A 24,790-nucleotide genomic window follows, 5' to 3' on the forward strand; every position below is an offset into this window, starting at 1 on the left:
TGTGGTCGGTCGGGGCTGCGCGAGGGACGAATCCCTGCCTAGTGAACTTGCGGCGTCCAAAACCTGGCATTAGAACCCGGAAGACTCGGTCGACATCACAAGCGAGGAGCCGTTCCTCAAGGGGTCCGGTCGGTCTTCCTGCAGTTGCACCCGGTATTGCTTCCAGAAGTCGCCTTTGAGGCGATTCGTTGCATCCGCAATAGCGGCGGCGCGCCGAGCGTCTTCAAAGCTTGCCGCCTCTTTGACCTTGCTGAGGATGCCATGGTACGTGCTCTCTTTCATTCTTCGCGATAGGCGGATTCCTAGGAGGCTCGGGAAGACGTGCCCCAGAGTCTGCCGCGCCTCGAAGCTGTTAGGGGCCAATGTTAGGAAATTGAGAAGGAAGTCAGGTCGCATCATGTATCGAGCGCCACGATGCGAGCGAACAAGTTCCTTGGTGTGCCGCAGGATGGTGGACTCGCTGGTGAGCCACCATGTCTCGTAACCGAACTCCGAGACGCTGCTGTCTTCCCGCCGCTGCCGCCTTCGCGCATATACAGCCAACGCCATTAATGCGTCATTTCGCGCCAGTCTCTCGGTGGCTTTGCTTTCGGCCAGATTGGTCGTCAACTCGTTGAGCTGATTGTGATTGACGATCGTCTCCAGGTCATCGTCGGACTCGTGCTCCAAGCCAAATGTCACCTGCAGGTATCGCCGCAGGTTGTCCACAGCCGACGATCGATGGAGATCCTCGAAGCGGCAGAATTGTGAAACAAAGGCCGGCCAAGACGTCGGCCTCATGATTCCCAGGTTTGGATTGAGCTTGGCATAGAAGTAGGCTCGGATCATGATCTTGTCGGCATTCCGAGCCGTGTGGTCATCGACGTGAGCTTCGATCGACTCAAACCAGTTGCGAAATTCATGATCCGCGGCCCTGAGGTTTCCGAGCACTTCCTCCAAGACCGCGTCACTCAAGACCAGTCGTGCTCCGAGCCGACTTGCCATGAGCAACGTGCGTCGGGTCATCTGGTCGGGCTCGGGAACGTATCTTTCACTCAGAGCCCGGACGAGTAGATCGGTTCCAACGTACAAGTTGAGGTGGCCAGTAACGTCTTGAAAGAATTCGATAAGCTTGGGCTCGGTGTTGAGCGTAAACAGCAAAGTATAGGTTCTCGAGAGCTTCCCGAGGTATGCGCGCTCGATCTCGGCGGATTCGTAGAACACGCTGCGGATCGCCTGGAACACGACCTCACCCACAGCGAGGCCTTTCTGTCCGGTTAGGTTACGCTCCGTAAGTGTGGTTCTGATGCTGTCGGTCACCGTGGCAAGGTCACCCTGGGCTTCGTCGAGCAGAAAGCTTGAGAACTCCAAGCCTTCCTGCTCGAATGTGCGCTGAAGACTTCGCAGTGCCACTTCGGCGGCTACGCGGTTTTCCACTTCACTAAGGCTGGGGTGAGAGTGTGCAGCGATCCTGCTGTAGAGACTGTTGAGCACGTCCAGGCGCAAACTTTCGTCTGCTCTATTCTCGTCCTCGATGCGCCGCCTTGTCTCGTACGGTAGGACGTACAGGTCATCCTTCTTGTGCCATCTAACCTGTCGACCGTCGGGGTGGTTTCTGCTCGCGAGCAGCTGGAGTCGGCGCTCGAGTCGCGGCTCTACAACTTGACGAGTGGCGGGAATTTCTCTGCTAATTCGCTCCAAGATGTCACTTTGGGACATGAAGAGGCCTGCGTCTGGGTCCGTTCCTTCGAGCGCCCAAAGAATCAGGCTGTCCGTAACTGCGTCCACTAGACTGGTATCGCCGCGGCGACGTGCTAACTCCTGCTCCAGGAAGACGTACACCGCCGGAGAAGAGACGTGCCGCGATGGGCCGATGATCGACGACGCGCCAACTGACTTCAGGAAATCGGTCGCGGATTGCAGGTAGTGCCGATAGGCCGCCCGTGTTGCTGAGCCATCGTTGATGTGGCTAATAGCATAGGCGGCGTCTCTGATGCGAATAGTTACATCCAGCTCTCGACTGAGTTCGCGCTCCTCGGCATCGATGTACTTGACGGTTCGAGACGTTAAGTAGGTCAGTTCCCGTGGGTCTCGACCAAACTCGCGCAGTCGCTTGACGGTCCGCCGGAGCTTAGAGCGATAGTCGGCTTCGATGCTGGCTTGGAAGAATATGGTCGGTCGGCCCTCTTCTTGCTTGACCGGATCTCCGTCGAAAGCATCAGCGCCGCCATCCTTATTGCCTCCGAGTGGGACAAATCTGACCCCCACAAGGCTCGCGTAAAAGCTGTTCGCGAAGCCCTCGAACTGCCAGCCCGTAACCCGGTCGAGGGCGATTTTCACCAGGTCCGGGTGGATGGGCTCGTCCGCCACGCGAGATCTCCTTCAGGGCTCGAGGATGTGTCTGCTGCTTCGCGTTCAGCAGTGCAGCGCCGCCCCACCTTAGCCGCGTTCGCAGGGTGGACTTGCTGTTGCGTCGGAGGCGGCGGGACGTGTCGTGTGCGGAGTTGATAGACGCCAGGGATGGCCAAGAGGTGGCTTCTGCGAAGCCCCGGCTGCCGGGCGCGGGTCCGCCCGGCGCTCCTTGGATCGGAGACGGCGGCAGGCGGCCAAAGCCCAACAAGAAGGAGGTGAACCGGGGGTCGGCGAGCATCTGTGGGGTTCGGTACCGCGCCCGCCCGGACCGTCCGCGGCTTCCGGGAGGAAGTATTGCGTCGGCTCCGCGACCGTTGGGTCTATCTACGTGGCGGCACGGCGGAACCCCTGCGCGACACGAGCGCAGGGTCTGCGCGCACTCGTACCGGGCGAAGGCCGTCCGGCCGGTGTTGCCCTCCCCCGCGGGTCTACTAAGGGGGTGTGAATCGCAGGCACCCCATCCCCTAGAAACCTTGAGCCGGGCGGTACGAAAGGAGCCACAGCCGTGTTCATCAACCCCGGGTCCCCCGTATGGCCGGCTGGGCGCACTGCGGCGCAACCGCGGAATGGGCACCGGAGGCGAGCCCCCGACCAAAGGCAGTCTCCGCCAGGGGCGATCGAGTCATAGGGTCTCGCCATGTCAGCGATGCGGCCGGTCATCGCAACCGTCGCCTGGATGGGTCCTAGGCATGCCGCCCTCAGCTGGTCATGGCACCAGCAGGCCGAGTACCAGCCGAGCTTCCGCCGCCCGAGGCGAGAAGCATGAGCGGGGCAGCCGGCTGGTGGCTCGTGGTCGGCGTCCTCGTTGCCTACGCGGGCGCCTGCTGGGGGCTGCTCGTCTGGCAGCGACGAGCGATCCGCAGAACCTTCCAGCGGCTTGACGACAGCATCGACAGGCTTACAGCCCATCTCGACGTGCTTATGACCCGGCTCGACGGACCCAGCGCGGATGGGCGGGGCTGGACCGAGCGCTCCTGACCGCACCTCCAAGACCTCCGCACCCCACATCCCCCAGAGATTTTTGGCGGGCTAGTACACCTCAAGTGCGGACGGCGATTCAGCAACCCGGGGTCGAATCTGGGGGCACAGCAGGGGCACAGCAGGGGCACGGGGGCACACGCGGGGCACAAGACTGCGGTAATCGGTAAGTGACGATGAGCAACGGCGCGCACGAACCTCACGCCCAACGCCGGCATCGGCCGTCATACGCGCTGGCCCACCCCCCGGCCGTAACCGATTCCTAAACCGTGTGTCGCAGGTTCGAATCCTGCCGGGGGCACTTCGAGGGCTGCCCCTCGGCGACGTCGACCCCGACCGCGACCGACAGGAGCCCGGCGAGCACGGTCACCCAGCCGGTCCATGCGGCCACGGCGCTGCTGGGAGAGACCGACGTCGCAGCAGAGCACCGCTGCGGGCTGACGCACCCACCCCGGCAGCGCGACCGTGCGCCGTCCTCAGCCGTGCTCGGCGGGTCGCCGGTGCTCTCCCCGAGCCGGCGGCGTGGGTCCGGGCGCGACGTCGCCGGTCCAGGTGACCGTGAGCTCGCTGCGCTGACCGAAGCGCTCCAGGTGGCTGCCGAGCACGTGCTGCACCCGGCCCAGCGTCTCGGCGTCGGACGCCTCCGCAACCAGCGTGAGCACGCCGTCGCCGACCGCGACCCGGCCGGTCCCGCCGGCGATCTCGGCGCTGGAGGTGTCCCCGTCGGTGGTCCACGTGGTCCGGCGGCCCAGGTGGGACAGCAACTGCTTGGCGTACCGGGCCGGGGCCTCGGTCGGTACGTCGGCCCGCGAGGTGAGGACGGTCATGAGCACAGCGTGCACCGGGGGGCGGGGTCCGGGGCCGGCCGAGGATCCGCACCCCACCTCATCCCGGTTGCTCCGCTGCGTCGTGGGTACCGACCGCTGCGTCCCGGGGCAACCGGGGGCCGAACCCACGGCCACCGGTCCCCCATCCGGTCGGCGATGTCCGCGGCCCGGAGGTGTCCGCCATGAGCACCGGCGAGCGCCTCACTTGGGAGACCTGCCCGCGCTGTGGCCGGTGCGCGGCCGTGGGGTGGCGCGACGGCGTCCCCGTCGCGGTCGACTGCCCCCGCGGCTGCCGACCGGCCCCCGGCGAGTTCGAGCGGCGCACGCCGCGTGCCGCCGCGCGTTCGCGCACCGCCCGCTGGAGCGCCGCTGCGCACACCTGGACCTGACCTCGGAGCCGCCGCGGCGGGCTGATGTGTACGCTCGTTCCTATGGGCACCCCTGCGGACGCCGCCGACCCCCGGACCATGCGCGAGCGGATGCTCGCCGGGGACCTCTACATCGCCGACGACCCCGAGCTCGGCGAGGCCAGCACCCGGGCGCTGGACCTGGCCGACGCCTACAACTCGACGACCGTCCGCCAGGGCCCGCTGCGCCGCCGGCTGCTGGAGGAGCTGCTCGGCAGCGTCGGCGAGGGCACCGAGATCCGCCCGCCGTTCTTCGTCGACTACGGCAGCCACACCCGCATCGGCGCCCGCTGCTTCGCCAACTTCGGTCTGGTCGCGCTGGACGTCGCGCCCATCACCATCGGCGACGACGTCCAGATCGGGCCCAACGTCCAGCTCCTGACCCCGACCCACCCCGTCGACCCGGAGCCGCGACGGGCCAAGTGGGAGGCGGCCGAGCCGATCACCATCGGGGACAACGTCTGGCTCGGCGGCGGGGCCATCGTGCTGCCCGGCGTGACGATCGGCGAGAACACCGTCGTCGGCGCCGGGGCGGTGGTCACCCGCGACCTGCCGGCGAACGTGGTGGTCGTGGGCAACCCCGCCCGCGTCGTCCGCAGCCTGGACGGGCCCGGCCGGTGACCTCGGCCCCGGCGCGGCGCCCCCGCCGGCACGACCCGGGACGGCGCGACCGGCTGCTCGGCACCACGCTCGACGTGATCGCCGAGCACGGGGTCACCGCCACCACGCACCGGGCGATCGCCCGCGCCGCCGACGTCCCGCTCGGGTCGCTGACCTACCACTTCGCCTCGCTGACCGAGCTGCTCGCCGCCGCGTTCACCCGGCACGTCGACACGGTCGCCGAGCGCTTCGACGAGCGGATGCGCGCGGCGCCCGACCGGGCGGCCGCCCTCGAGGCGCTGGTCGGGCACCTGACCGACGACCTGCTGGGCTCCAGCCGGGACCTGGTGCTCGCCGTCGAGCTGTACGTCGCCGCGGCGCGGGACCCCGCCCTTCGCGCGGTCACCCAGGACTGGATGTCGCGCAGCCGCCGCAGCCTCGAGCGACACCTCGACCCGGTGACCGCCCGGGAGGTCGACGCGCTGGTGGAGGGGCTCGTGCTGCACAGCGCCCTCTCCACCGACCCGATGGACGCCGACCAGATCCGCTCCGCCCTGCTCCGGCTCGCCGGCTGACCCCGACCCGAGGCCCTCGTGCACACCACCACCGCCGGTGCCACGCGCCTGCGCCGCGCCCGCGTCGCCGTCGCCGCCTGCTTCTTCCTCAACGCCGTCTTCTACGCCGGCCTCGTGCCGCGGCTGCCGGAGGTGAAGGCGCAACTGAGCCTGAGCAGCACCGCCCTGGGCGCCGCGCTCGCGGCCGTGCCGCTGGGGGCGCTGCTGGCCGGCCTGTCGGCCGCGGCGCTGAACCGCCGGTTCGGCTCCGGCAGGGTCGCCTCACACGGCCTGGTGCTGCTCGGCGTCACCGTGTGGACGGTGTCGGTGGCGCCGAACTGGCTCGCCCTCGCCGCGGCGCTGCTGGTGCTCGGCGCGCTCGACGCGGTCGTCGACGTCGCGCAGAACGCACACGGGCTGCGGGTGCAGCGGCTCTACGGGCGCTCGATCCTCAACGCCTTCCACGGCGTCTGGAGCGTCGGCGCGGTCGCGGGCGGGCTGCTCGGCTCGGCCGCGGCGGGGCTGGGCGTGCCGCTCACCGTCCAGCTGGGCGCGTCGGCCGTCGTCTTCGGCGCGCTCGCGGTGGCCGTCTCGCGCGCGGTGCTGCCCGGCCCGGACGAGCCGGAGCCGGCCGCCGACGAGGTGCCGCGGGAGCGCCCGCGCCGGCGCGGAGCCGTCCCGGCGCTCGCGGTGCTCGGCGTGCTCGCCGCGTGCGGGGCGTTCGTCGAGGACGCCGGCGCCTCGTGGAGCGCGCTCTACCTGCGCACCGAGCTCGACGCCGGGGCGGCGACCGCCGGGCTGGGCTTCGTCGCGCTGTCGGTGGCGATGACCGTCGGGCGGCTGACCGGCGACCGCGTCGTCGACCGGTTCGGCCAGCGCCGCGTGGCCCGGGCCGGCGGCGCGCTGACCGCGGCGGGGATGGGACTGGCCCTGGCGCTGCCGTCGGTGCCCACCACCCTGCTGGGCCTCGCGCTCGCCGGGCTCGGCGTCGCCACCCTGATCCCCGCCGTCTACCACGCCGCCGACGAGCTACCCGGACTGCCGCACGGCGTGGGGCTGGCGGTGATCAACTGGCTGCTGCGGATCGGCTTCCTGGTGTCGCCGCCGCTGGTCGGCGCGCTGGCCGACGCGACGAGTCTGCGGGTCGCCCTGCTCGGCGTCGTGCTGGCGGGGGTCGGCGCGCTGGTGCTCGGCCGTGCCCTGCCCGGCCGGGCAGCGGGGTCGCCGGCCGCCTGAGCGCGGCAGGCCCGGGTACGCACCGGCCATGGCACTCCGCAGCGCGGCGGTCGCGGCAGGCGGCCAGTGGGTCGACCCCGACGACGGCATCCGCTACCCGGCGGGCGAGGTCCACGCGTGGGAGCGCGGGCGCAACGAGACCGTCTGCGGCCTGTCGCTGAGCCGGTCGCGACTGGTCCGCTTCCCGCACGTTCCGTGGGCCGACGTCCAGCCGGAGTCCGGCCGGCACGCCGAGGAGGTGCAGGCTGTGTGCCGCCGGTGCCGGGCCGGACTGGGGGGACGGCGGGATGAGCGCGGCTGGACGCGGACGAACCCCCGCCCCTGAGCCGCTCAGCGGCGCCTCGACCAGACGTAGCGGAACGGCCCGGGCAGGCGCACCGACCAGCGGCGTCCGCGGGGGCTGTAGCCGACCGGACCGACGTGGAAGCTGGGCGACACGCCTCGCCGGCTGACGTTCAGGTGGAGCGGTCCGAGGCGCTTGGTGAGGCGGAAGGAGAAGGGCATGTAAGGCCCCTACCCAGCCGTCGGCGCATCCCTCACAGGGGCGACATGCCCCCGCGGGGCGGCACTCTCGGGTGCTGCGAGGCGTTACCGTCTCCGCACGCATGTCGAGTCCCGGCAACGGCGCCGGGGACGAGCGGAGGGGGACACCCAGCATGGAGACGAGCGTGGTCGACGTCCCGGATCGGGGGCGGTTCGAGGTCAGGCTCGGCGACCGGGTCGTCGGCCTGGCCAGCTACCACGTCGAGAACGGCACCATGACGCTGCCGCACACCGAGGTCGACCCCTCCGTCGGCGGCCGCGGGATCGGCTCGACGCTCGTCGCCGGCGTGCTCGCCGCCGCCCGGGAGCGCGGGCTGACCGTGCTCCCCTACTGCTCGTTCGTGCGTCACTACATCCAGCAGCACCCCGAGGAGGTCGACCTCGTCGCCGAGGACGACCGTCCGCACTTCGGGCTCGCCACCGCCGACCGCTGATCCGCTCTCCGGGCAGCCGACCTGCGGTTGGCTGTCGAGCTGCCTACCCTCGCCGGGGTGCCCACCGCGTTGCTCTGGTTCCGCCGCGACCTGCGGCTGGCCGACCACCCGGCCCTGCTCGACGCCCGCGAGGCGGCCGGACCCGACGGCGCCGTCCTGCCGCTGTTCGTCTTCGACCCCCGGCTGTGGGGGCCCTCCGGGCTGCCGCGGCGGCAGTTCCTGCTGGACTGCCTCGCCGACCTCGGCGGGCAGGCGGACGGCGCCCTGGTGCTGCGCTCCGGCGACCCGGCGCGGGTGGTGCCCGACCTGGCGCGCGAGGTGGACGCGGTCAGCGTGCACGTCTCGGCCGACACCGGCGTCCACGGCCGGCAGCGGGACGCGGCGGTCGAGCGCGCCCTCGGCGACGTCCCGCTGGTGCGCACCGGCTCGCCGTACGCGGTGACCCCCGGCCGGGTCACCAAGTCCGACGGGACGCCGTTCCGCGTCTTCTCGCCCTTCGCCCGCGCCTGGCGCGAGCACGGCTGGCGCGCCCCGGCACCGCGCCCCGACGACGTCCCCTGGGTCACCGGCGTCCGCTCCGAGGACCCGCCGACGGCGCCCGACCTGAACGGCGTCCGGCTGCCCCCGGCCGGTGAGGCCGCCGCGCACGACGCCTGGCGGCGCTTCCGCGCCGAGCGCCTGGAGGGCTACAGGACGACCCGCAACACCCCGGGCACCGACGGCACCAGCCGGCTGTCGGCCTACCTCAAGTACGGCTGCGTGCACCCGCGCACGCTGCTGGCCGACCTCGAGGGCCTCGAGTCGGACTCCGCCGACAGCTTCCGCAACGAGCTGGCCTGGCGCGACTTCTACGCCGACGTCCTGTGGCACCGCCCGGAGTCCGCCCGCGAGCCGCTGGACGAGCGGATGCACGCGATGGCCTACGACACCGGCGAGGACGCCGACGCGCGGTTCGAGGCCTGGGCGCGGGGCCGCACCGGCTACCCGATCGTCGACGCCGGGGTGCGCCAGCTGCTCGGCGAGGCCTACGTGCACAACCGCGTCCGGATGATCGTCGCGTCGTTCCTGGTCAAGGACCTGCACGTGGACTGGCGGCGCGGCGCGCGGTACTTCATGCAGCACCTCGTCGACGGCGACCTGGCCAGCAACAACCACGGCTGGCAGTGGGTCGCCGGCACGGGCACCGACGCCTCGCCCTACTACCGGGTCTTCAACCCCACCCGGCAGGGCAAGGAGTTCGACCCGGACGGCGACTACGTGCGCCGCTGGGTGCCCGAGCTGCGCGACGTCCCCGCGCGGTACGTGCACGAGCCGTGGCTCGCCCCGGACGGCGTCCCCGACGGCTACCCGCTGCCGATCGTCGACCACGCCGAGGAGCGGCGGGTGGCGCTGGAGCGCTACCAGCAGGTCCGCGACGGCTGACCCGGTGTTCCCCGCGTTCCCGGGCCGTCGTGGCGGGACCGCCGGCCCGGGGTGAAGCTGGGGGCATGACCTGGCGAGCCGCCCGTGCCTGAGGGACACACGCTCAACCGGCTGGCCCGGGACCAGTCGCTGGCCTTCGCCGGCCGCCCCGTGCACGTCACCAGCCCGCAGGGCCGGTTCGCCGCCGGCGCGGCGCTGCTCGACGGCCGGGTGCTCGACGAGGTGACCTCCCACGGCAAGCACCTGTTCGCCTGCTTCGGCGCCGACACCCTGCACGTGCACCTGGGCCTCTACGGCAACTACACCGCCGGCACCGGGAGCCCGCCGCCACCGCGCGGCGCGCTGCGGATGCGGTGGGAGGGCGAGGGCCCCGACGGGCTGGGCGTGTGGACCGACCTCCGGGGCGCCACCGCCTGCGAGGTGCTCCCCGCGCCGGAGGTGGACCGCATCCTCGACCGGCTCGGGCCCGACCCGCTGCGGCCGCGCAGCGACGGCGCGGTGGCCCACCGGAGGATCGCCGCCAGCCGCACCGCGATCGGCGCGCTGCTCATGGACCAGTCGGTGCTCGCCGGGGTCGGCAACGTCTACCGCGCCGAGATCCTCTTCCGGCACCTCGTCTCGCCCTTCCGGCCGGGCCGGGACGTCGACGCGGGCACGTGGGCGGCGATGTGGGCCGACCTGGTCGTGCTCATGCGCGCCGGCGTCCGGATGGGCCGGATCGTCACCACCCGGCCGGAGCACCGCGGCCGCCGCGGCGGCGCCGTCCGGCGGGAGGACGCGCACTACGTGTACCGGCGCACCGGGCTGCCCTGCCGCCTCTGCGGGACGCCGGTGCGGACCGAGCCGATGGTCGGCCGCAACCTGCACTGGTGCCCGGTCTGCCAGGCCGCCTGACCCGGTGACCGCGGCACGCCCGCGGATCTACCGTGTGGCCATGACGGGCGGGGGACGGGTGCTCGGGGTGGCTGCGGTCGCGGTGGCCACCCTGGCCCTCGGCGTGCCGGCCGCCGCGGCCGACCCGGGCGACTCCCGCGAGGTCGGGTACGACGTCTCCCACCCGCAGTGCGGCGCCGAGCTGCCCGACCGGCCGGCGTTCGCCGTCGTCGGGGTGAACGGCGGGCTGGCCACCCGGCCCAACCCCTGCCTGGCCGAGCAGCTGGCCTGGGCGGCGGCGGAGTCCACCGGCGAGGTGGCGGCGCAGCCGCGGCTGCAGCTCTACGTCAACACCGCCAACCCCGGGCAGGTGCGCGACCGGGTGACCACCTGGCCCGCACGCGGCCGCACCCCCTACGGCCGCTGCGAGGGTGACAACAGCCGGGCCTGCTCGTGGCAGTACGGGTGGGAACGGGCCGCGGTCACGGTCGAGGAGTTCTTCGTCCCTGCCGCCGAGGCCGCCGGCGTCGACCCCGACCCGGGCCACCACACCTGGTGGCTCGACGTCGAGACGGCGAACACCTGGCAGCGCGGGTCGGCACCGGCCCGCGCCCGCAACCGGGCGACCCTCGAGGGGATGGCCGCCCGCCTCTCCGCGACCGGCGCCGAGGTCGGCCTCTACTCGACCCACTACCAGTGGCGGCGGATCACCGGCGTGGTGCCCGAGGACAGCCCGCTGCACGACCTGGACAGCTGGCTGGCCGGGGCGACCTCCCCCCGGGGCGCCCGCGCCGCGTGCCTGCGCGAGCCCCTGGTCGACGGCGGCGAGGTCGTGCTCACCCAGTACGTCGTCGACGGCCTCGACCACGACCACAGCTGCGGCTCGTAGAAGGACCCCGTCCTCCCCTCGAAGGACCCCCTTGCCCCCCGCCACGCGCCCGCTCGCGGCGGGACCCTGCAAGTGGGCCGTCAGAGCTCGGGGGCGGTGCCCTGGACGGGGCCCGCGGCGGGAGGCTGCAGGGGGCCGCGAGGGGCCCGCCTCCCACCACCGTCCGGACGTGCTCGGGCTGCGGGGTGGTGGTGGCGACGACGGAGACAGGCTGCCTCCTGGACTCGGGGTTCCCGGAGCCTGGTGCTCGCCCACCCGGGCGGGACAGGATGCGTGTCGTGTCGGCCGACGATGACCCCGATTGCCCGTCCCCTCCCCCGCGGCTGCGGGTGGCCGTCGTCGGCGCCGGCCCGGCCGGCATCTACGCCGCCGAGGCGCTCACCCGGCAGCAGGACGTCCCGGTCGCCGTCGACCTGATCGACCGGCTGCCCACCCCGTTCGGCCTGGTGCGCCACGGCATCGCGCCGGACCACCCCAAGATGCGGGCCATCCGCGACACGCTGCACCGGGCGCTGGACCATCCGGCGGTGCGCTTCGTCGGCAACGTCGAGATCGGCCGGGACCTCTCCTGCCGCGACCTGCACGCCGCGGTGGACGCCGTCGTCTACACCTACGGCGCCGCGCTGGACCGGCAGCTGGGCATCCCCGGCGAGGAGCTGCCCGGCAGCCTCGCCGCCACCGCGCTGGTCGCCTGGTACACCGGGCACCCCGACGCCGACCGGGCCACGGTGGAGGCCGCGTTGGCGCGGGCCCGCTCGGTCGTCGTGGTGGGGGTCGGCAACGTCGCGCTCGACGTGGCCCGCGTGCTGGCCCGCACGCCGGCCGAGCTCGAGCCCACCGACATGCCGCAGCACGTCCTCGACGTGCTCGCCGCGGCCCCGGTCGGGCGGGTCACCGTGCTGGGCCGCCGCGGCCCGGCGCAGGCCACCTTCACCACCCAGGAGCTGCGCGAGCTCGGCGAGCTGGCCGCGGCCGACGTGCTGGTGGACCCGGCCGACCTGGAGCTGGACCCGGCCGCCGAGGAGCGCGTGGCGGCCGACCGGGTGGTGTCCCGGAACCTCGCCGTGCTGCGCGAGTGGGCCGGGCACACGGCGCAGCCGGGCCGGGCGACGGTCACGCTGCGCTTCTTCACCCGTCCGGTGCGGCTGCTCGGCGAGGACCGGGTGACCGGCGTCGAGGTCGAGCGCACCGTCGTCGACGCCGACGGCCGGGCCTCGGGCACCGGGGAGACGACCGTGCTGCCGGCCGACCTGGTGGTCCGCTCGGTCGGCTACCGCGGCGGCGAGCTGCCCGAGCTGCCGCTCGACCCGAACCGAGGCACCGTCCCCAACGACCTGGGCCGGGTGCTGCGCGGCGGGGACCCCGCCCCCGGCGAGTACGTCGCGGGCTGGATCAAGCGCGGACCGACCGGCGTCGTGGGCACGAACAAGCACGACGCCCGCGAGACGGTGGCCACGCTCCTGGCCGACGTCGCCGCCGGCGTCGTCCGGCCCGGCGGCGGCGGGGACGACGACCTGGTGACGACGCTGCGCGCCCGTGGCGCCGACCCGGTGCTGCTCGAGGACTGGCGGGCCATCGACGCCGCCGAGGTCGCGCTCGGCGCCACCCGCGGCCGGGCGCGGACGACGCTGCACGAGTGGGAGTCGCTGCTGGCGGCCGTCAAGGCGGCAGCCGCCCGGGTGCGCTGATCGCTCAGGAGCCGGTTGACCCCGTTCTGTCCGGGGTTGGAGACTTGCCGCCTCGCGGAGGGAACCGGCCATGGCATGGAACCTCAAGGGCAGCTACGCCGAGACGTGCTCGTGCGAGCTGATGTGCCCCTGCGCTGTCTCGTTCGACCACGGCGCCACCTACGACTACTGCCGGGCGACCCTGGCCTTCGACATCCGCGAGGGCGAGGTCGACGGCACCGACGTCCGGGGTCGCAGGGTGGTGACCATCGTCGACACGCCGAAGGTCATGACCGACGGCAACTGGCGGCTCGGCATGTTTGTCGACGACCAGGCGTCGGACGAGCAGTTCGACAAGCTGGTCCAGGTCTTCGGTGGGCAGCTCGGCGGGCCGATGGCCGCGCTCGCCCCGCTCGTTGCGGAGATCGCCGGCGTCGAACGGGCGCCGATCGAGTTTCGCGACGACGGTCTTCGGCACGGCGTTCGCGTCGGCGAGGCCATCGACTTCGAGATCGAGGACATCGTGCCGTTCGGCAAGGAGGACGGTCAGCCGGTCAGGCTGGACGCTGGAGGCCACCCGGTCGCGTCGACCCTGACGATCGCCGAGGCGCGGCACTCACGGATCGATGCCTTCGGCATCCGGTTCGAGGGCAAGAACGGGCTCTCAACCGCGGAGTTCTCCTGGGTCGGGTGACCCGATGAGCGCTCCGGCGCCCGCACGCCTCACCCCGGACCCCGGCCTCACGCCGGCCTTCGCCGCCGTCCGTGCCCGACTGGGACTGGTCGCCGTCCTGTTCGCCCTCGCCGGGGTCGGCTGGTGGTGGACCGCCCGTCAGATGCAGGGGATGGACGAGGGACCGTGGACCGGCCTGGGGGCGCTGGGCTGGTTCCTCGGCGTCTGGGTCGTGATGATGGCCGCGATGATGTTCCCGTCGGTCGCGCCGACCGTGGCGCTGTACTCCCGCATGACCAGGAAGCGGTCTCCGCTGTCGCCCCTGCTGTTCGTGGGGGGCTATCTGGTCACGTGGGCAGGGGCGGGCCTGGTCGCTTTCGCGCTCGTGGCGACCGTGGACGAGGTCGCGGGAGACGTGCTGGCGTGGGACCGTGCGGGCCGGTGGGTCGCTGGTGCCACGCTCGTCGTCGCGGCGGTCTACGAGCTGACCCCGCTCAAGGACGTCTGCCTCGGCAAGTGCCGCAGCCCGCTCGGGTTCCTCCTCGGCTCCTGGCGCGACGGGCGCTGGGGTGCGTTGCGGATGGGTGCGAGACACGGTGGGTGGTGCGTCGGGTGCTGTTGGGCGCTGATGGCGTCGCTGTTCGCGTTGGGCGTCATGAGTGTCGTCTGGATGGCCTTCGTCGCCGGGCTGATCGCCATCGAGAAGACCCTGCCGTGGCGCCGGGTGGCGAACTACGGAACTGCGGTCGTGCTGCTCACCCTCGGCGTCCTGTTGTGGCTGGCCCCCCACGGGATCCCGGCCCTCACCGTGCCCGGCGACGGCATGGTCGACGAGATGGAGCCGATGGGCTCCTAGCACTCCGTGTCGCCTCGGGCACCGACCCGGCCGGCGACACGGTCGCGTTGAGCCGCCCGCGACCGGCGCTCAGGTCAGCTCGCGCAGCAGCTCCCGCGCCCGCTGCTCGGTGCCGGCGGCGACGAAGCGGATGAGCGTCTCGGTGTCCGGCCGGAGCACCAGCGGCTCGCCGTCCGGGGTGAGCGCGACGCCGCCGGCCGCGGCGAGCAGCGCCAGCCCGCCGGCGACGTCGTGCACGTGCGTGCCGCTGCGGTCGAGGTTCTGCCAGGCGCCCGCGGCGCCGTCGGCGACCAGGCAGACGTCGACGGCGGTGCAGCCGGTGACCCGGACCCGGCGCGCGGTCCGCGGGACCTGCACGGCCGACCCGGACGGCGCGGTGGGCGCCACGACGGTCCCGGCGTCCCGCGGGCGCACCGGCACCCCGTCGCGGTACGCCCCGGACCCCACCGCGCCGGACCAGCGGCGGCCCGAGGAGAGGTCGGCCACCAGGCCGGCGACCGGGCGGCCGTCCCGCACCAGCGCGGCGGAGAACGCCCACGGCGCCAGCCCGGCGCGGAAGTTGCCGGTGCCGTCGAGCGGGTCGAGCACCACCCACGGCTGGTCGACCGGCACCGGGCGGTCGGCGCGCTCCTCGCTGAGCACGGCCACGCCGAGCGGGCGCAGCGCGTGCGCCGCCGCAAGGTGCGCGGCCTCGTCGGCGCCCAGCGACGGGCTGCCGTCGGCCTTGGTGGTCTCCTGACCGGCGTCCCGGGCGAGCGCGACGGCGACCTCCACGCGGGTGGCGGCCAGGGCGGCCAGGTGCAGGAAGCGGTCCGCCAGCGGGGCGTCGTCCGGCGGGGCGGGGACCGGGACGACGTCGTCCCGTCGCGCGTCGCGGACCCGCTCGCAGCCCCACGCCGACGCGGCGGCGAGGACGGTGGGACGGTCGATCCGGGCGCCCTGCCCGCGCACGAGCACGGCCTCCGCGTGCCCGTCGGCGCCCCACTCGCGGCGCAGCAGCGCGACGGCGCCGCGGCCGTCGACCAGCAGCCGCAGGCCGGGGTCGGGAAGCGCGGTGGCGAGGGCGGCGGGCGCGACGCCGAGGGCCCGGGCCGCGGCCTGCACCTCGCGCGACCCGGTGGCCACCCGGAGGTCGAGCGGGACCGGGTCGGGGCGCTCCTGCAGCTGCGGCTCAGCCACTGTTGCGCAGGGCCGTGGCGATGCCGTTGATGGTCAGCTGGATGTTGCGGCGGACCAGCTCGTCGTCGTCCCCGCCTCGTCGCCGGCGCAGCATCTCGACCTGGAGGTGGTGCAGCGGCTCCAGGTAGGGGAAGCGGTTGCGGATCGACCGGGCCAGCGAGGGGTTGTCGGCCAGCAGCCGGTCGTCGCCGGTGACCGCCAGCAGCATCCGGCAGCTGCGCTCGTGCTCGGCGGTCAGCTGGTCGAACACCCGGTGCCGCAGCTGCTCGTCGGGCACCAGCCCGGCGTAGCGGGCCGCCAGGTCGAGGTCGGTCTTGGCCAGCACCATGCCCATGTTGGACAGCATCGTGCGCAGCCACGGCCAGCGCCGGTGCAGCTCCTGCAGGCGGGCCAGCCGGGCGGGGCGGGAGGCGGCACCGTCGCCGTCCACCCAGGACTCGAGCGCGGACCCGGTGCCGTACCAGCCGGGCAGCATGATCCGGGCCTGCGACCAGCTGAACACCCAGGGGATGGCCCGCAGGTCGGCGATCGAGTCCCCGGCCTTGCGCGACGGCGGGCGGCTGCCGATGTTGAGCTCGGACAGCTCGCCGATCGGGGTGGCTCCGCGGAACCACTCGACGAAGCCCGGCGTCTCGTGCACCAGCGCCCGGTAGGCCCGCTGGGCGCGGGCGGCGAGGTCGTCGAGCAGTGCGTAGGCCTCCTCGGCGTCCGCCCCCAGGCCCTCGGTGTCGAGGAGGGTGGCCTCCAGCGTGGCCGCGACCATCGCCTCCAGGTTGCGCCGGGCGCGGTCCGGCTCGGCGTACTTGGCGGCGATGACCTCGCCCTGCTCGGTGATCCGCAGCGCGCCGGCCACCGCGCCGGGCGGCTGCGCCCGGATCGCGTCGTAGCTCGGGCCGCCGCCGCGGCCGACGGTGCCGCCGCGGCCGTGGAACAGCCGCAGCCGCACGCCCTCGGTCCGGGCGACCTCGACCAGCGCCAACTCGGCCCGGTAGAGCGCCCAGTTGGCCGCGAGGTAGCCGCCGTCCTTGTTGCTGTCGGAGTAGCCGAGCATGACCTCCTGCACGTCGCCCCGGTTGGCCAGCAACGCCCGGTAGAGCGGCTGGCCGAGCACCGCGGTCATCGTCTCCGCGGCGCGCTGCAGGTCGCCGATCGTCTCGAACAGCGGCGAGATGCCGACCGGGCAGCGAGGGCCTGGGTGGGCGGGGGACGAATCGTCGGGGTCGAGCAGGCCGACCTCCTTGAGCAGCACCGCGACCTCGAGCACGTCGCTGACGGACTCGCACATGCTGATCACGTAGTTCGGGACGGCGTCCGGCCCCAGCGCGCGGACCTGGCCGGCCGCCGCGAGCAGCACGTCGAGCTCGCCGCGGGCGAGGTCGGAGAGCGCGGCGTCGGAGCGCACCAGCGGGCGGCGCATCCGCAGCTCGCCCACGAGCAGCTCGACGCGCTGGTCCTCGTCCAGCGCGGCGTAGTCGGGGCAGACCCCGGCCCAGGCCAACAGCTCGGCGAGCACCTCCTCGTGCACGGCGGAGTTCTGCCGCATGTCGAGCCCGGCCAGGTGGAAGCCGAAGACCTCCACGCTCTCCCGCAGCCGGGCCAGCCGGTCGTCGGCCAGCGCGCCCGCGCCGTGCGTGCGCAGCGAGGCGTCGATCGTGGCGAGGTCGGCCAGCAGCTCCTCGGGTGTCGTGTAGGGCTCGAGCGTCGTGTGCGGCGGCGGACCGGGCACCGACCCCAGCACCCGCTGCGCGGTGGCGGCCAGCCGGGCGTGGATGCCGTAGAGGGCGCGGCGGTAGGGCTCGTCGGCCCGGAACGGCGAGCTGTCCCGGGAGACCTCGGCCAGGTGCGCCAGCTCCGGCGTCGGCGTGATCAGCCGTTCGGACATCGACAGCTCGTCGTGCAGTGCGAGCAGCTCGGCGAGGTGGTGGCCCAGCGCCGTCTCGGCCTGTCGAGTGCTGGCCAGGCGGACGGCGTCGCCGGTGACGAAGGGGTTGCCGTCGCGGTCGCCGCCGATCCACGAGCCGGGCAGGAGCACCGGCCGGTCCAGCCGGGCCGAGGGCCAGCGCTCGCGCAGCGCACGGCGCAGCTCGGCGTTGATCGCCGGGACGACCTCGAACAGCGACAGCTCGTAGTAGCGCAGCGCCTCGTCGATCTCGTCGGCCAGCCGCAGCCGGGACAGCCGCAGCAGCGCTGTCTGCCAGAGGGTGAGCACCGCCCGCTCCAGCTCGGCCGACCACGCCGGGTCGTCGGCCTCCCCGGGGGCGGAGCGGTCCCGCCGGCGGATCAGCTCGGTGACCTGCCGCTGGACCCGCGAGACGGTGCGCCGGCGGACCTCGGTGGGGTGCGCGGTGACGACCGGGCAGACCAGGGCCCCGGCCAGCTCGCGGGCGACGACGTCGGCGTCGAGGTGCGCGGCGTCGAGCAGCTCGAAGGTGGCCGCCAGGCTGCCCTGCTGCGGCGGCGAGCCCTCGCTGCGGTGGAAGCGACGGCGGCGCTCGTGGTGCAGGTCCTCGGCGAGGTTGGCCAGCAGCGAGAAGTGGCTGAACGCGCGGATGACGTGGTTGGCCGAGCGGACGTCGAGGCCGGCGAGCCGGGCGGCGACGTCGGCGCGGTCGACCTCCGAGCGGCGCAGCCGGAAGGCCTCCACGCGGGTGGACTCGACGAGCGCGAGGACGTCGTCCCCCGACTGCTCGCCGATCACCTCCCCGAGGACCCGGCCCAGCAGCCGGATGTCCTCGCGCAGCGGGGCGTCGGCGGCGTCGCCCTCGACTCCCCCGTGGTGGCGCAGGTCCGCGACGTCGACGGTGGCTTCGGACACCCGGTGAGTATCGACCGCCCGTGTGACGGGGGCGTGTCGGCCGACGCCGCCACGCTCGTGCCGTCCCCGCCCGATTCCGCCCTCGCCGCCGCCCCTTCCGCCGTCGATCATGGGGTTGTCGCAAGGTGACACGCCGCCGGCGGCGTGTCCGGCGGGCAACAAGTCCATGATCAACGCGGGGGGCGGGTGGGTCGATGGCGGCCGCTCGGCGCGCAGCCGGCGGGTCGCGCCGGGACGATGCAGGGGTGCAGCGACACTCCGCCTCGTCCGTCCCCGGCCTCGCCCCGGCCCAGCACGGCGAGGGCCCGACCTGGGACGGCGACCATGGCGAGCTGCTGTGGGTGGACATCGCGGGCGGCCTGGTGCGGCGGGCCGCGGTCGACGCCGGGGGCGCGCTCACGGAGACCGGGGTGCACCGGGGCGGGGGCACCGTCGGCGCCGTCGTCCCGGCGGCGGTCGGCGGGTGGCTGCTGGCCGCCGACGGCGGCTTCACCCACCTCGCGCCCGACGGCACCGCCCGCGTCCTGCTCGCGTTGACCGGCGAGGGCGGCACCGCGACCGACGGCGGCACCCGCATGAACGACGCCGCCTGCGACCCGACCGGCCGGTTCTACGCCGGCACCATGGCCTTCGACGAGCGCCCCGGCGCCGGAAGCCTGTACCGGCTGGACCTCGACGGCACCGTGACCACCGTCCTCGACGGGCTGACCGTCTCCAACGGCATCGACTGGTCGCCGGACGGCCGCACCGTCTACCTCGCCGACTCCGGCCCCGGCGTGGTCCACGCCTTCGGCTACGACGTGGACACCGGCTCGTTCACCGACGGCCGGGTGCTGCTCCGGTTCGACGGGGACGACGGCGTCGCCGACGGCCTCACCGTCGACGACGAGGGCTGCCTCTGGACGGCGCTCTGGGGCGGCGGGCAGGTGCGCCGGTGGTCGCCGGAGGGCGAGCTGCTCGCCGTCGTCGAGGTGCCCGGGGTGGCCCAGACGTCGAGCTGCGCGTTCGCCGGCCCCGGGCGCGACCTGCTGGTGGTGAGCACCTCGGCGGAGGGGCTGGACGACGCCGCGCGGGCCGCCCAGCCCGACGCCGGCCGGCTGTTCACCGCCCGCCCCGGCGGAACCGGCCCGCCGGCGCGGCCCTACCGCGGCCCGCTGGACGGGCTGCGCCAGCCCGGCTGAGGCCGCTGGCGGCTGGGACGGGAGGGGCTGCTGGGGCGCGGGGGCGCGGCGCTCCCGACGGGGGGCGCGGGCCGACCTAGCATCGGACGCCGTGTCGAGGACCCGGGAGGACGCTCTGCGCACCGCCGCCCGCGGCACCGGACAGCTGCTGCTCACGGTCGGCTACGTGCTGCTGCTGTTCGTCGTCTACGAGCTGTGGGTGACCGACCTGCAGAGCAACGCCCGGCAGGACGAGCTGACCGCCGAGCTGCGCGAGGAGTGGACGCAGCCGGCCACCGTCCCGACCGCGCTGCAGGGTGGCGAGGCCTTCGCGCTGCTGCACATCCCGCGGCTGGGTGCCGACTACGCCCGGGCCGTCGTCGAGGGCACCGGCACCGAGGACCTGGAGCAGGGGCCGGGCCACTACCGCGGCACCGCGATGCCCGGGGAGCAGGGCAACTTCGCCGTCGCGGGGCACCGGGTGGGCCGCGGGTCGCCGTTCCTGGAGATCGACGAGCTGCGCGAGGGTGACCCGATCGTCGTCGAGACCGCCGACGGCTGGTTCGTCTACCGGGTCCTCGGCCCGGCCGAGCAGGTGCCCGGCCAGCAGGTCGTCTCCCCCGCGGACGTGTCGGTCATCGCGCCGACGCCGGGCGGCCCGGCCGACGGCCCGGCGACGGGTGCCTACCTGACCCTGACCACCTGCCACCCGGAGTACTCCGCGCGCGAGCGGCTGATCGTGCACGCCGTGCTCGACGGGGCCCCGCTGAGCCGTGCCGAGGCACCCGATGGGCCCCCGGCTCTCCTGGGGGCGTGAGGAGCGACCGTGTACTCCTGGATCTGGCGGCACCTCCCCGGCGGGACGGCGGTGCGGGCGCTGCTCGCGCTGGTGCTCGTCGCGGCGGTCAGCGCGCTGCTGCTGTTCGTCGTCTTCCCGTACGTCGAGCCGTTCGTGCCGTTCGCCGACGTCACCGTCGACGAGTAGCCCCTCCGGACGGCCCCTCTGTAGGGCCCCGCCGGCCCCGTCCCGGTCCCGCCCCGAGCCTGCGAGGGGTGGGGAGGAGGGTGGTCCTTCCTCAGCCCCCGAGCTCGCGCAGCGCGCGCGCGGCGAGGTCGTCGCCGTCCGCGGCGCCGAGCCGGAAGTGCTCCACCGCGCCGTCGAGGTCGCCGCGGTCGGCGAGCAGCACGGCCAGGTTGTGGTGGCAGTAGCTGTCGCCGGCGGCGATGCCCGCCCGGTAGGCCTCCTCGGCCGCCTCGACGTCGGCCAGGTCCTCGGCGTAGAAGTTGCCCAGCGGCAGCCACGCCTGGACCTCGCCGAGCTTGGCGCCGCGCTCGAGGGTGAAGCGGGCCTCCGCCGCCCGGTCGGTGACGCGCAGCAGCGCGGCCAGCGCCACCCGGGCGCCGGGGAAGCGGTCGGCCCCGGCGCGCAGGTCGACCTCCAGCGAGGTGTCGTGCGAGGCGGCCCATTGCCAGCAGGTGACCACCGCGGCGGCGACGTCGTCCCCCGTCGCGGCGAGCTCGGCCGCCACGGCGATGGCCTGCTCGTGCTCGCCCTGCTCGTGCAGCAGGAACGCCAGCTGCAGCCCGCCCTGGGTGTCCCCGGCGGCGCCGGCGCCCCGGTAGGCGCGCATCGCGCCGGCCAGGTCGCCGAGCTCCTCGAGCACCAGGCCGAGGTTCACCCAGGCGTCGCGCTCGCCGCCGGCCAGGGCCCGCTCGTAGGCGTCGGCGGCCTCCTCGACCCGGCCGCGCGCGGCCAGCGAGTTGCCCAGGTTGAACCAGCCGAGCGCGTCCCCCAGCTCGGCGGCCCGGCGGAAGCACCGCTCGGCGTCCTCAGGACGCCCGGCATCGACCAGGTCGCAGCCCAGCTCGATGACGGCGTCGGCGTCCCGGCAGGCGCGCAGCCTCCGGAGGCGCCCGTCGAGGTCCTCCCGCATGCGGCGATCATCGCGGGGGCCCGGCGGTGCGTCCTCCCCCGCCCGGGCGGTCTCACCCGTCGGAGGAGGTGCAGGTCACCCGGGGGGATTCAGCTGCCGAAGGCCTCCCGCCAGGCGGGTAGAAGGCGCTGCTGCGCCCACTCCAGGTAGGGCCGCTGCTGGTCCCCGCCGATCTGCACCAGGGCCAGGTGCGTGAAGCCAGCGTCGGCGTAGGCCCGCGCCCCCTCGATCACCGCGTCGACGTCGTCCCCGCAGGGGATGCTCTCCGCGACGTCCTCCTCGCGGACGAACTGGCTGGCCGCCGCGAACCCTGCCGTCCCCGGCAGGTCGGCGTTGACCTTCCAGCCCAGCCCGAACCAGCGGAACAGCTCGTGCGCCCGCTTCACGGCGGCGTCGCGGTCGGCGTCGTGGCAGATCGGCATCTGGGCGACCCTCGGCTTGCCGGCGCCGCCCGCGGCGTCGAAGCCCTCGACCAGCTCGGCCCTCGGCTCGGTCGCGATCAGCACGTCGGCGCGCTCACCGGCCAGCTGCACCGACCGCTCGCCGGAGACGGCGATGCCGATCGGCACGCCGCCCTCGGGCCGGTCCCAGATCCGGCCGCCGTCGACGGAGTAGTAGTCGCCGTGGAAGGTCGTGTAGCCGTCGGTCGAGAGCAGCTCGCGGATGACGTGCACCGCCTCGGCGAACATCTCGTGGCGGACGGCGACCGGCGGCCAGCCCTCGCCGATGACGTGCTCGTTGAGGTTCTCCCCCGCGCCGAGGCCCAGGGTGAACCGGCCGTCGGCGAGCAGCTGCAGGGTGGCCGCCTGCTGGGCCACCACGGCCGGGCGGTACCGGAGGATCGGGCAGGTCACGTAGGTCATCAGGTCGATGCGGCTGGTGGCGTGCGCCGCGGCGCCCAGGGTCACCCAGGCGTTCGGGGCGTGGCCCATCTCGTCCAACCACGGGAAGTAGTGGTCGCTGCAGACGGCGAAGTCGAAACCGGCCTCCTCGGCGCCGACCACGTGGCTGACCAGGTCCTTCGGACCGGCCTGCTCGGTCATCATCGTGTAGCCCAGCTGCATGCCCATGTCGCCGCGCTACCCCTGGTGGGCCGGGACAACCGGGTCGCGAGCGGCGAGATCGACGGCCCCGGACGTGGCCCCCCTGCAGTGCCCCGCCGGCCCCGTCCCGGGCCCCGCCCTGAGCTTGCGAAGGGTGGGCAGGACGGGGTCTCCTTCCTCAGGCGCGCTCGGCCCGCAGCGCCTCGCGCACCCTGGTCCGGCCGCTGGTGCGCAGCAGGGCGCCGGCGTAGACCCGCCCCCCGAGGCGCACGGCCAGGCCGATGGTCACCAGCATCAGGACGACGGCCAGGGCCACCTCCCAGGCCGCCGCCTCCCCGGCCGCCTGGCGCACCGGCATGACCAGCGGCGAGAGGCCGGGCACGTAGGAGGTGACCGTGGCCAGCGTGCCGGCGGGGTCGCCCGCGGCCTGCACGGCCACGAAGAAGCCCACGACCAGCAGCATCGAGGCCGGCGTCAGCACGCTGCCGAGGTCCTCCTGCCGGCTGACCAGCGAGGCCGCCACGGCGAAGACGCACGCGTAGAAGGCGTACCCGAGCACGAACCAGGCGACGACGGTGGCCACCGTGCCGATCAGCTGCCCGGGCACGTCGACCAGGTCGAACGCGAGCGCACCGGTCACCCCGACGACGCCGATGACGACGATCTGCCCGAGCCCCAGCAGGCCCAGCCCGAGGATCTTCCCGGCGAGCAGCTGCCACGGCCGCATGGTGGCGAGCAGCAGCTCCACCACCCGGCTGGCCTTCTCCTCCACCACGCCCTGCGCGACGAACTGCGCGAACAGGATCAGCAGGCTGTAGAGGACGACGACGCCGATGACCGCGACGACCACCCGCTGGCCGTCGTCCTCCCCCTGGTCGCCGATCGGGGTGACCGCCACCTCGGGCAGGGTCTGCAGGTCGACGCCGGCCTCGAGCAGCCGGTCGGAGACGGCCAGGCCGCTGACCGCCCCGCCGACGACCGCCTCCAGGGCGGGGTCCCGGTCGACGAGCACCAGCTCCGGGGCCGGCCCGGTGCCGCCAACCAGGGCCGCGTCGACCTCCTCGGCCTCGACGGCGTCGCGCGCCGCGGCCTGGTCGGGGAGGTCGACCACCTCGACGTCGACGCCGACCACCTCGCCCTGCGCCTCGAGCGCGGGCCCGAGCCGGCCGTCGTCGTCGACGACGGCGAGCCGGGCGGCGCCGTCCCCGCCGCTGACGGCCACCTGGAAGGCCATCACGCCCAGCAGCAACAGCAGGATGACCGCCGAGCTGATGAGGAAGTTCTTGTCGCGGATGCGGCTGGCGACCTCCCGCGCCGCGACCAGCCGGACCAGCGCGGCGCTGCCCGGTGTGCGGGTCCCGGGCGACGTCACGCGGCGACCTCTCCGGCCGGCTCGGCGACCGCCTCGCGGAACAGCTCCACCAGGCTCGGCTCGCGCCGGGCGAAGTGCGCGACCCGGCCGGTGCGCAGCGCCGCGGCGAGCACCGCCTGGTCGTCGGTGCCGGGGGCGAGCTCCAGCAGGGTGTCGCCGGCCCGCTCGGCCACGACCCGCACGCCGGGCAGCCCGGCCGCCCAGCCCGGCGGTGCGTCGGGGACGTCGACCCGCAGCAGCCCGCCGGCCTCGCGGCGGCGCAGCTCGGCGACCGGCCCGACGGCGACCATCGACCCGCGGGCGAGGATGCCGACGGCGTCGCAGAGCCGCTCGACCAGGTCCAGCTGGTGGCTGGAGAAGACGACCGGGACGCCGCCGCGCACCTGCTCCAGCAGGGCCTCGGCCAGCGCGTCGACGCCCACCGGGTCCAGGCCGGAGAACGGCTCGTCGAGGATGAGCACCTCCGGCCGGCTGACCAGGGCGGCGGCCAGCTGCACCCGCTGCTGGTTGCCCAGCGAGAGCTCCTCGACCCGGGAACGGCGGCGCGCCCCGAGGCCCAGCCGGTCGGCCCAGTGCTCGGCGGCGCGGGTGGCCGCCCCGGCGTCCAGGCCGTGCAGCCGGGCGAAGTAGGCCAGCTGCTCGCCGACCCGCATCTTCGGATAGAGGCCGCGCTCCTCCGGCATGTACCCGATCCGGCGGCGCAGCGCCTGGTCCAGCGGCCGGCCCTGCCAGCGCACCTCACCGGCGTCGGCGCGGGCCAGCCCCATCGCGATCCGCATGGTCGTCGTCTTGCCGGCGCCGTTCGAGCCGCAGAAGCCGAACATCGTCCCCGGCGCGACGGCGAACGAGACGCCGTCGAGCACCCGGTTACCGCCGTAGCTCTTGTGCAGGCCGTCGAACTCCAGCACGCGCTCTCCCCCCGAAGCGTGGACCAGGG

Annotated in this window: 25 protein-coding genes; 16 read left to right on the forward strand and 9 right to left on the reverse strand. The window is 73.9% G+C overall.

What is annotated here, in order from left to right:
* Nucleotides 1–69 precede the first annotated feature (69 nt).
* Nucleotides 70–2,349: a hypothetical protein gene (locus BLW63_RS08615; protein WP_091153765.1), complete on the reverse strand. Its 2,280-nt coding sequence runs from the start codon at nt 2,347–2,349 to the stop codon at nt 70–72.
* An 804-nt stretch (nt 2,350–3,153) separates the two neighbouring features.
* On the opposite strand from BLW63_RS08615, the gene BLW63_RS08620 reads away from it, so the two are divergent.
* Nucleotides 3,154–3,369 carry a hypothetical protein gene (locus BLW63_RS08620; protein WP_091153768.1) on the forward strand — a complete coding sequence of 72 codons (216 nt, stop codon included), beginning with the start codon at nt 3,154–3,156 and terminating at the stop codon, nt 3,367–3,369.
* A gap of 476 nt (nt 3,370–3,845) precedes the next feature.
* Here the strand turns inward: BLW63_RS08620 and BLW63_RS08625 are convergent, their stop codons facing one another.
* On the reverse strand, nt 3,846–4,196 hold the full coding sequence (locus BLW63_RS08625; protein ID WP_091154792.1) for a DUF2218 domain-containing protein: 351 nt from the start codon (nt 4,194–4,196) through the stop codon (nt 3,846–3,848).
* A gap of 182 nt (nt 4,197–4,378) precedes the next feature.
* Between BLW63_RS08625 and BLW63_RS08630 the strand changes: the two genes are divergently transcribed.
* The 5 genes from BLW63_RS08630 to BLW63_RS08650 are packed head-to-tail and all read left to right on the forward strand — an operon-like array spanning nt 4,379 to nt 7,318.
* On the forward strand, nt 4,379–4,585 hold the full coding sequence (locus BLW63_RS08630; protein ID WP_091153772.1) for a hypothetical protein: 207 nt from the start codon (nt 4,379–4,381) through the stop codon (nt 4,583–4,585).
* Between the two features lie 42 nt (nt 4,586–4,627).
* On the forward strand, nt 4,628–5,224 hold the full coding sequence (locus BLW63_RS08635; protein ID WP_091153776.1) for a sugar O-acetyltransferase: 597 nt from the start codon (nt 4,628–4,630) through the stop codon (nt 5,222–5,224).
* Nucleotides 5,221–5,778, forward strand: coding sequence for a TetR/AcrR family transcriptional regulator (locus tag BLW63_RS08640; RefSeq protein WP_091153780.1), 558 nt, complete (start codon nt 5,221–5,223; stop codon nt 5,776–5,778). Before BLW63_RS08635 ends, BLW63_RS08640 begins: the two co-directional genes overlap by 4 nt.
* A gap of 18 nt (nt 5,779–5,796) precedes the next feature.
* Complete coding sequence (locus BLW63_RS08645) at nt 5,797–6,993, forward strand: MFS transporter (protein WP_091153782.1); 1,197 nt, start codon at nt 5,797–5,799, stop codon at nt 6,991–6,993.
* A gap of 28 nt (nt 6,994–7,021) precedes the next feature.
* Nucleotides 7,022–7,318 carry a hypothetical protein gene (locus BLW63_RS08650; RefSeq protein ID WP_091154797.1) on the forward strand — a complete coding sequence of 99 codons (297 nt, stop codon included), beginning with the start codon at nt 7,022–7,024 and terminating at the stop codon, nt 7,316–7,318.
* A 5-nt stretch (nt 7,319–7,323) separates the two neighbouring features.
* On the opposite strand, the gene BLW63_RS08655 is transcribed toward BLW63_RS08650, so the two are convergent.
* Nucleotides 7,324–7,497, reverse strand: a complete 174-nt coding sequence (locus BLW63_RS08655; RefSeq protein WP_091153786.1) for a DUF4236 domain-containing protein — start codon at nt 7,495–7,497, stop codon at nt 7,324–7,326.
* 101 nt (nt 7,498–7,598) lie between these two features.
* Between BLW63_RS08655 and BLW63_RS08660 the strand changes: the two genes are divergently transcribed.
* From BLW63_RS08660 to BLW63_RS08690, 7 genes are all read left to right on the forward strand, one after another.
* Complete coding sequence (locus BLW63_RS08660; protein ID WP_244522448.1) at nt 7,599–7,970, forward strand: GNAT family N-acetyltransferase; 372 nt, start codon at nt 7,599–7,601, stop codon at nt 7,968–7,970.
* A gap of 57 nt (nt 7,971–8,027) precedes the next feature.
* Nucleotides 8,028–9,392 (forward strand): cryptochrome/photolyase family protein, encoded by a 1,365-nt coding sequence (locus tag BLW63_RS08665; protein ID WP_091153793.1) that lies wholly within the window; start codon nt 8,028–8,030, stop codon nt 9,390–9,392.
* An 84-nt stretch (nt 9,393–9,476) separates the two neighbouring features.
* Nucleotides 9,477–10,286, forward strand: a complete 810-nt coding sequence (locus BLW63_RS08670; RefSeq protein ID WP_091153797.1) for an Fpg/Nei family DNA glycosylase — start codon at nt 9,477–9,479, stop codon at nt 10,284–10,286.
* A 40-nt stretch (nt 10,287–10,326) separates the two neighbouring features.
* Nucleotides 10,327–11,154 carry a glycoside hydrolase family 25 domain-containing protein gene (locus BLW63_RS08675; protein WP_091154801.1) on the forward strand — a complete coding sequence of 276 codons (828 nt, stop codon included), beginning with the start codon at nt 10,327–10,329 and terminating at the stop codon, nt 11,152–11,154.
* Nucleotides 11,155–11,423: 269 nt separating this feature from the next.
* Nucleotides 11,424–12,842, forward strand: coding sequence for an FAD-dependent oxidoreductase (locus tag BLW63_RS08680; protein ID WP_244522449.1), 1,419 nt, complete (start codon nt 11,424–11,426; stop codon nt 12,840–12,842).
* A gap of 70 nt (nt 12,843–12,912) precedes the next feature.
* The gene (locus tag BLW63_RS08685) at nt 12,913–13,515 is read left to right on the forward strand and encodes a DUF1326 domain-containing protein (protein ID WP_091153804.1); all 603 of its coding nucleotides are present in this window, start codon (nt 12,913–12,915) and stop codon (nt 13,513–13,515) included.
* 4 nt (nt 13,516–13,519) lie between these two features.
* Nucleotides 13,520–14,350, forward strand: a complete 831-nt coding sequence (locus BLW63_RS08690) for a DUF2182 domain-containing protein (RefSeq protein ID WP_091153808.1) — start codon at nt 13,520–13,522, stop codon at nt 14,348–14,350.
* Between the two features lie 69 nt (nt 14,351–14,419).
* On the opposite strand, the gene BLW63_RS08695 is transcribed toward BLW63_RS08690, so the two are convergent.
* The gene (locus tag BLW63_RS08695) at nt 14,420–15,529 is read right to left on the reverse strand and encodes an inositol monophosphatase family protein (RefSeq protein WP_091153812.1); all 1,110 of its coding nucleotides are present in this window, start codon (nt 15,527–15,529) and stop codon (nt 14,420–14,422) included.
* On the reverse strand, nt 15,522–18,344 hold the full coding sequence (gene ppc / locus BLW63_RS08700; RefSeq protein WP_211517054.1) for a phosphoenolpyruvate carboxylase: 2,823 nt from the start codon (nt 18,342–18,344) through the stop codon (nt 15,522–15,524). Before ppc ends, BLW63_RS08695 begins: the two co-directional genes overlap by 8 nt.
* 245 nt (nt 18,345–18,589) lie before the next feature.
* Between ppc and BLW63_RS08705 the strand changes: the two genes are divergently transcribed.
* From BLW63_RS08705 to BLW63_RS26745, 3 genes are all read left to right on the forward strand, one after another.
* Nucleotides 18,590–19,525 (forward strand): SMP-30/gluconolactonase/LRE family protein, encoded by a 936-nt coding sequence (locus BLW63_RS08705; RefSeq protein WP_091153815.1) that lies wholly within the window; start codon nt 18,590–18,592, stop codon nt 19,523–19,525.
* 91 nt (nt 19,526–19,616) lie between these two features.
* Nucleotides 19,617–20,321: a class E sortase gene (locus BLW63_RS08710; protein ID WP_091153820.1), complete on the forward strand. Its 705-nt coding sequence runs from the start codon at nt 19,617–19,619 to the stop codon at nt 20,319–20,321.
* Between the two features lie 9 nt (nt 20,322–20,330).
* Nucleotides 20,331–20,489: a hypothetical protein gene (locus tag BLW63_RS26745; RefSeq protein ID WP_091153823.1), complete on the forward strand. Its 159-nt coding sequence runs from the start codon at nt 20,331–20,333 to the stop codon at nt 20,487–20,489.
* 91 nt (nt 20,490–20,580) lie between these two features.
* Here BLW63_RS26745 and BLW63_RS08720 read toward each other — a convergent pair whose 3' ends face one another.
* The 4 genes from BLW63_RS08720 to BLW63_RS08735 form a co-directional block, all read right to left on the reverse strand.
* Nucleotides 20,581–21,438 (reverse strand): tetratricopeptide repeat protein, encoded by an 858-nt coding sequence (locus BLW63_RS08720; RefSeq protein WP_091153826.1) that lies wholly within the window; start codon nt 21,436–21,438, stop codon nt 20,581–20,583.
* Between the two features lie 89 nt (nt 21,439–21,527).
* Nucleotides 21,528–22,508 (reverse strand): TIGR03557 family F420-dependent LLM class oxidoreductase, encoded by a 981-nt coding sequence (locus BLW63_RS08725; RefSeq protein ID WP_091153830.1) that lies wholly within the window; start codon nt 22,506–22,508, stop codon nt 21,528–21,530.
* Nucleotides 22,509–22,659: 151 nt separating this feature from the next.
* The gene (locus BLW63_RS08730; RefSeq protein ID WP_091153834.1) at nt 22,660–23,853 is read right to left on the reverse strand and encodes an ABC transporter permease; all 1,194 of its coding nucleotides are present in this window, start codon (nt 23,851–23,853) and stop codon (nt 22,660–22,662) included.
* Nucleotides 23,850–24,761 carry an ABC transporter ATP-binding protein gene (locus tag BLW63_RS08735; protein ID WP_091153837.1) on the reverse strand — a complete coding sequence of 304 codons (912 nt, stop codon included), beginning with the start codon at nt 24,759–24,761 and terminating at the stop codon, nt 23,850–23,852. The genes BLW63_RS08730 and BLW63_RS08735 overlap by 4 nt, the downstream gene beginning before the upstream one ends.
* Nucleotides 24,762–24,790 lie beyond the last annotated feature (29 nt).

The sequence above is a fragment of the Geodermatophilus africanus genome (assembly GCF_900107105.1).
GTDB classification, from domain to species: domain Bacteria; phylum Actinomycetota; class Actinomycetes; order Mycobacteriales; family Geodermatophilaceae; genus Geodermatophilus; species Geodermatophilus africanus.

Bases quoted from the DNA above. Each gene is read 5' to 3' on its own strand.
- BLW63_RS08620 (WP_091153768.1), top strand. From the start codon at position 3,154: ATGAGCGGGGCAGCCGGCTGGTGGCTCGTGGTCGGCGTCCTCGTTGCC.
- BLW63_RS08625 (WP_091154792.1), bottom strand. From the start codon at position 4,196: ATGACCGTCCTCACCTCGCGGGCCGACGTACCGACCGAGGCCCCGGCC.
- BLW63_RS08630 (WP_091153772.1), top strand. From the start codon at position 4,379: ATGAGCACCGGCGAGCGCCTCACTTGGGAGACCTGCCCGCGCTGTGGC.
- BLW63_RS08635 (WP_091153776.1), top strand. From the start codon at position 4,628: ATGGGCACCCCTGCGGACGCCGCCGACCCCCGGACCATGCGCGAGCGG.
- BLW63_RS08650 (WP_091154797.1), top strand. From the start codon at position 7,022: ATGGCACTCCGCAGCGCGGCGGTCGCGGCAGGCGGCCAGTGGGTCGAC.
- BLW63_RS08655 (WP_091153786.1), bottom strand. From the start codon at position 7,497: ATGCCCTTCTCCTTCCGCCTCACCAAGCGCCTCGGACCGCTCCACCTG.
- BLW63_RS08660 (WP_244522448.1), top strand. From the start codon at position 7,599: ATGTCGAGTCCCGGCAACGGCGCCGGGGACGAGCGGAGGGGGACACCC.
- BLW63_RS08675 (WP_091154801.1), top strand. From the start codon at position 10,327: ATGACGGGCGGGGGACGGGTGCTCGGGGTGGCTGCGGTCGCGGTGGCC.
- BLW63_RS08680 (WP_244522449.1), top strand. From the start codon at position 11,424: ATGCGTGTCGTGTCGGCCGACGATGACCCCGATTGCCCGTCCCCTCCC.
- BLW63_RS08685 (WP_091153804.1), top strand. From the start codon at position 12,913: ATGGCATGGAACCTCAAGGGCAGCTACGCCGAGACGTGCTCGTGCGAG.
- BLW63_RS08690 (WP_091153808.1), top strand. From the start codon at position 13,520: ATGAGCGCTCCGGCGCCCGCACGCCTCACCCCGGACCCCGGCCTCACG.
- BLW63_RS08720 (WP_091153826.1), bottom strand. From the start codon at position 21,438: ATGCGGGAGGACCTCGACGGGCGCCTCCGGAGGCTGCGCGCCTGCCGG.
- BLW63_RS08725 (WP_091153830.1), bottom strand. From the start codon at position 22,508: ATGGGCATGCAGCTGGGCTACACGATGATGACCGAGCAGGCCGGTCCG.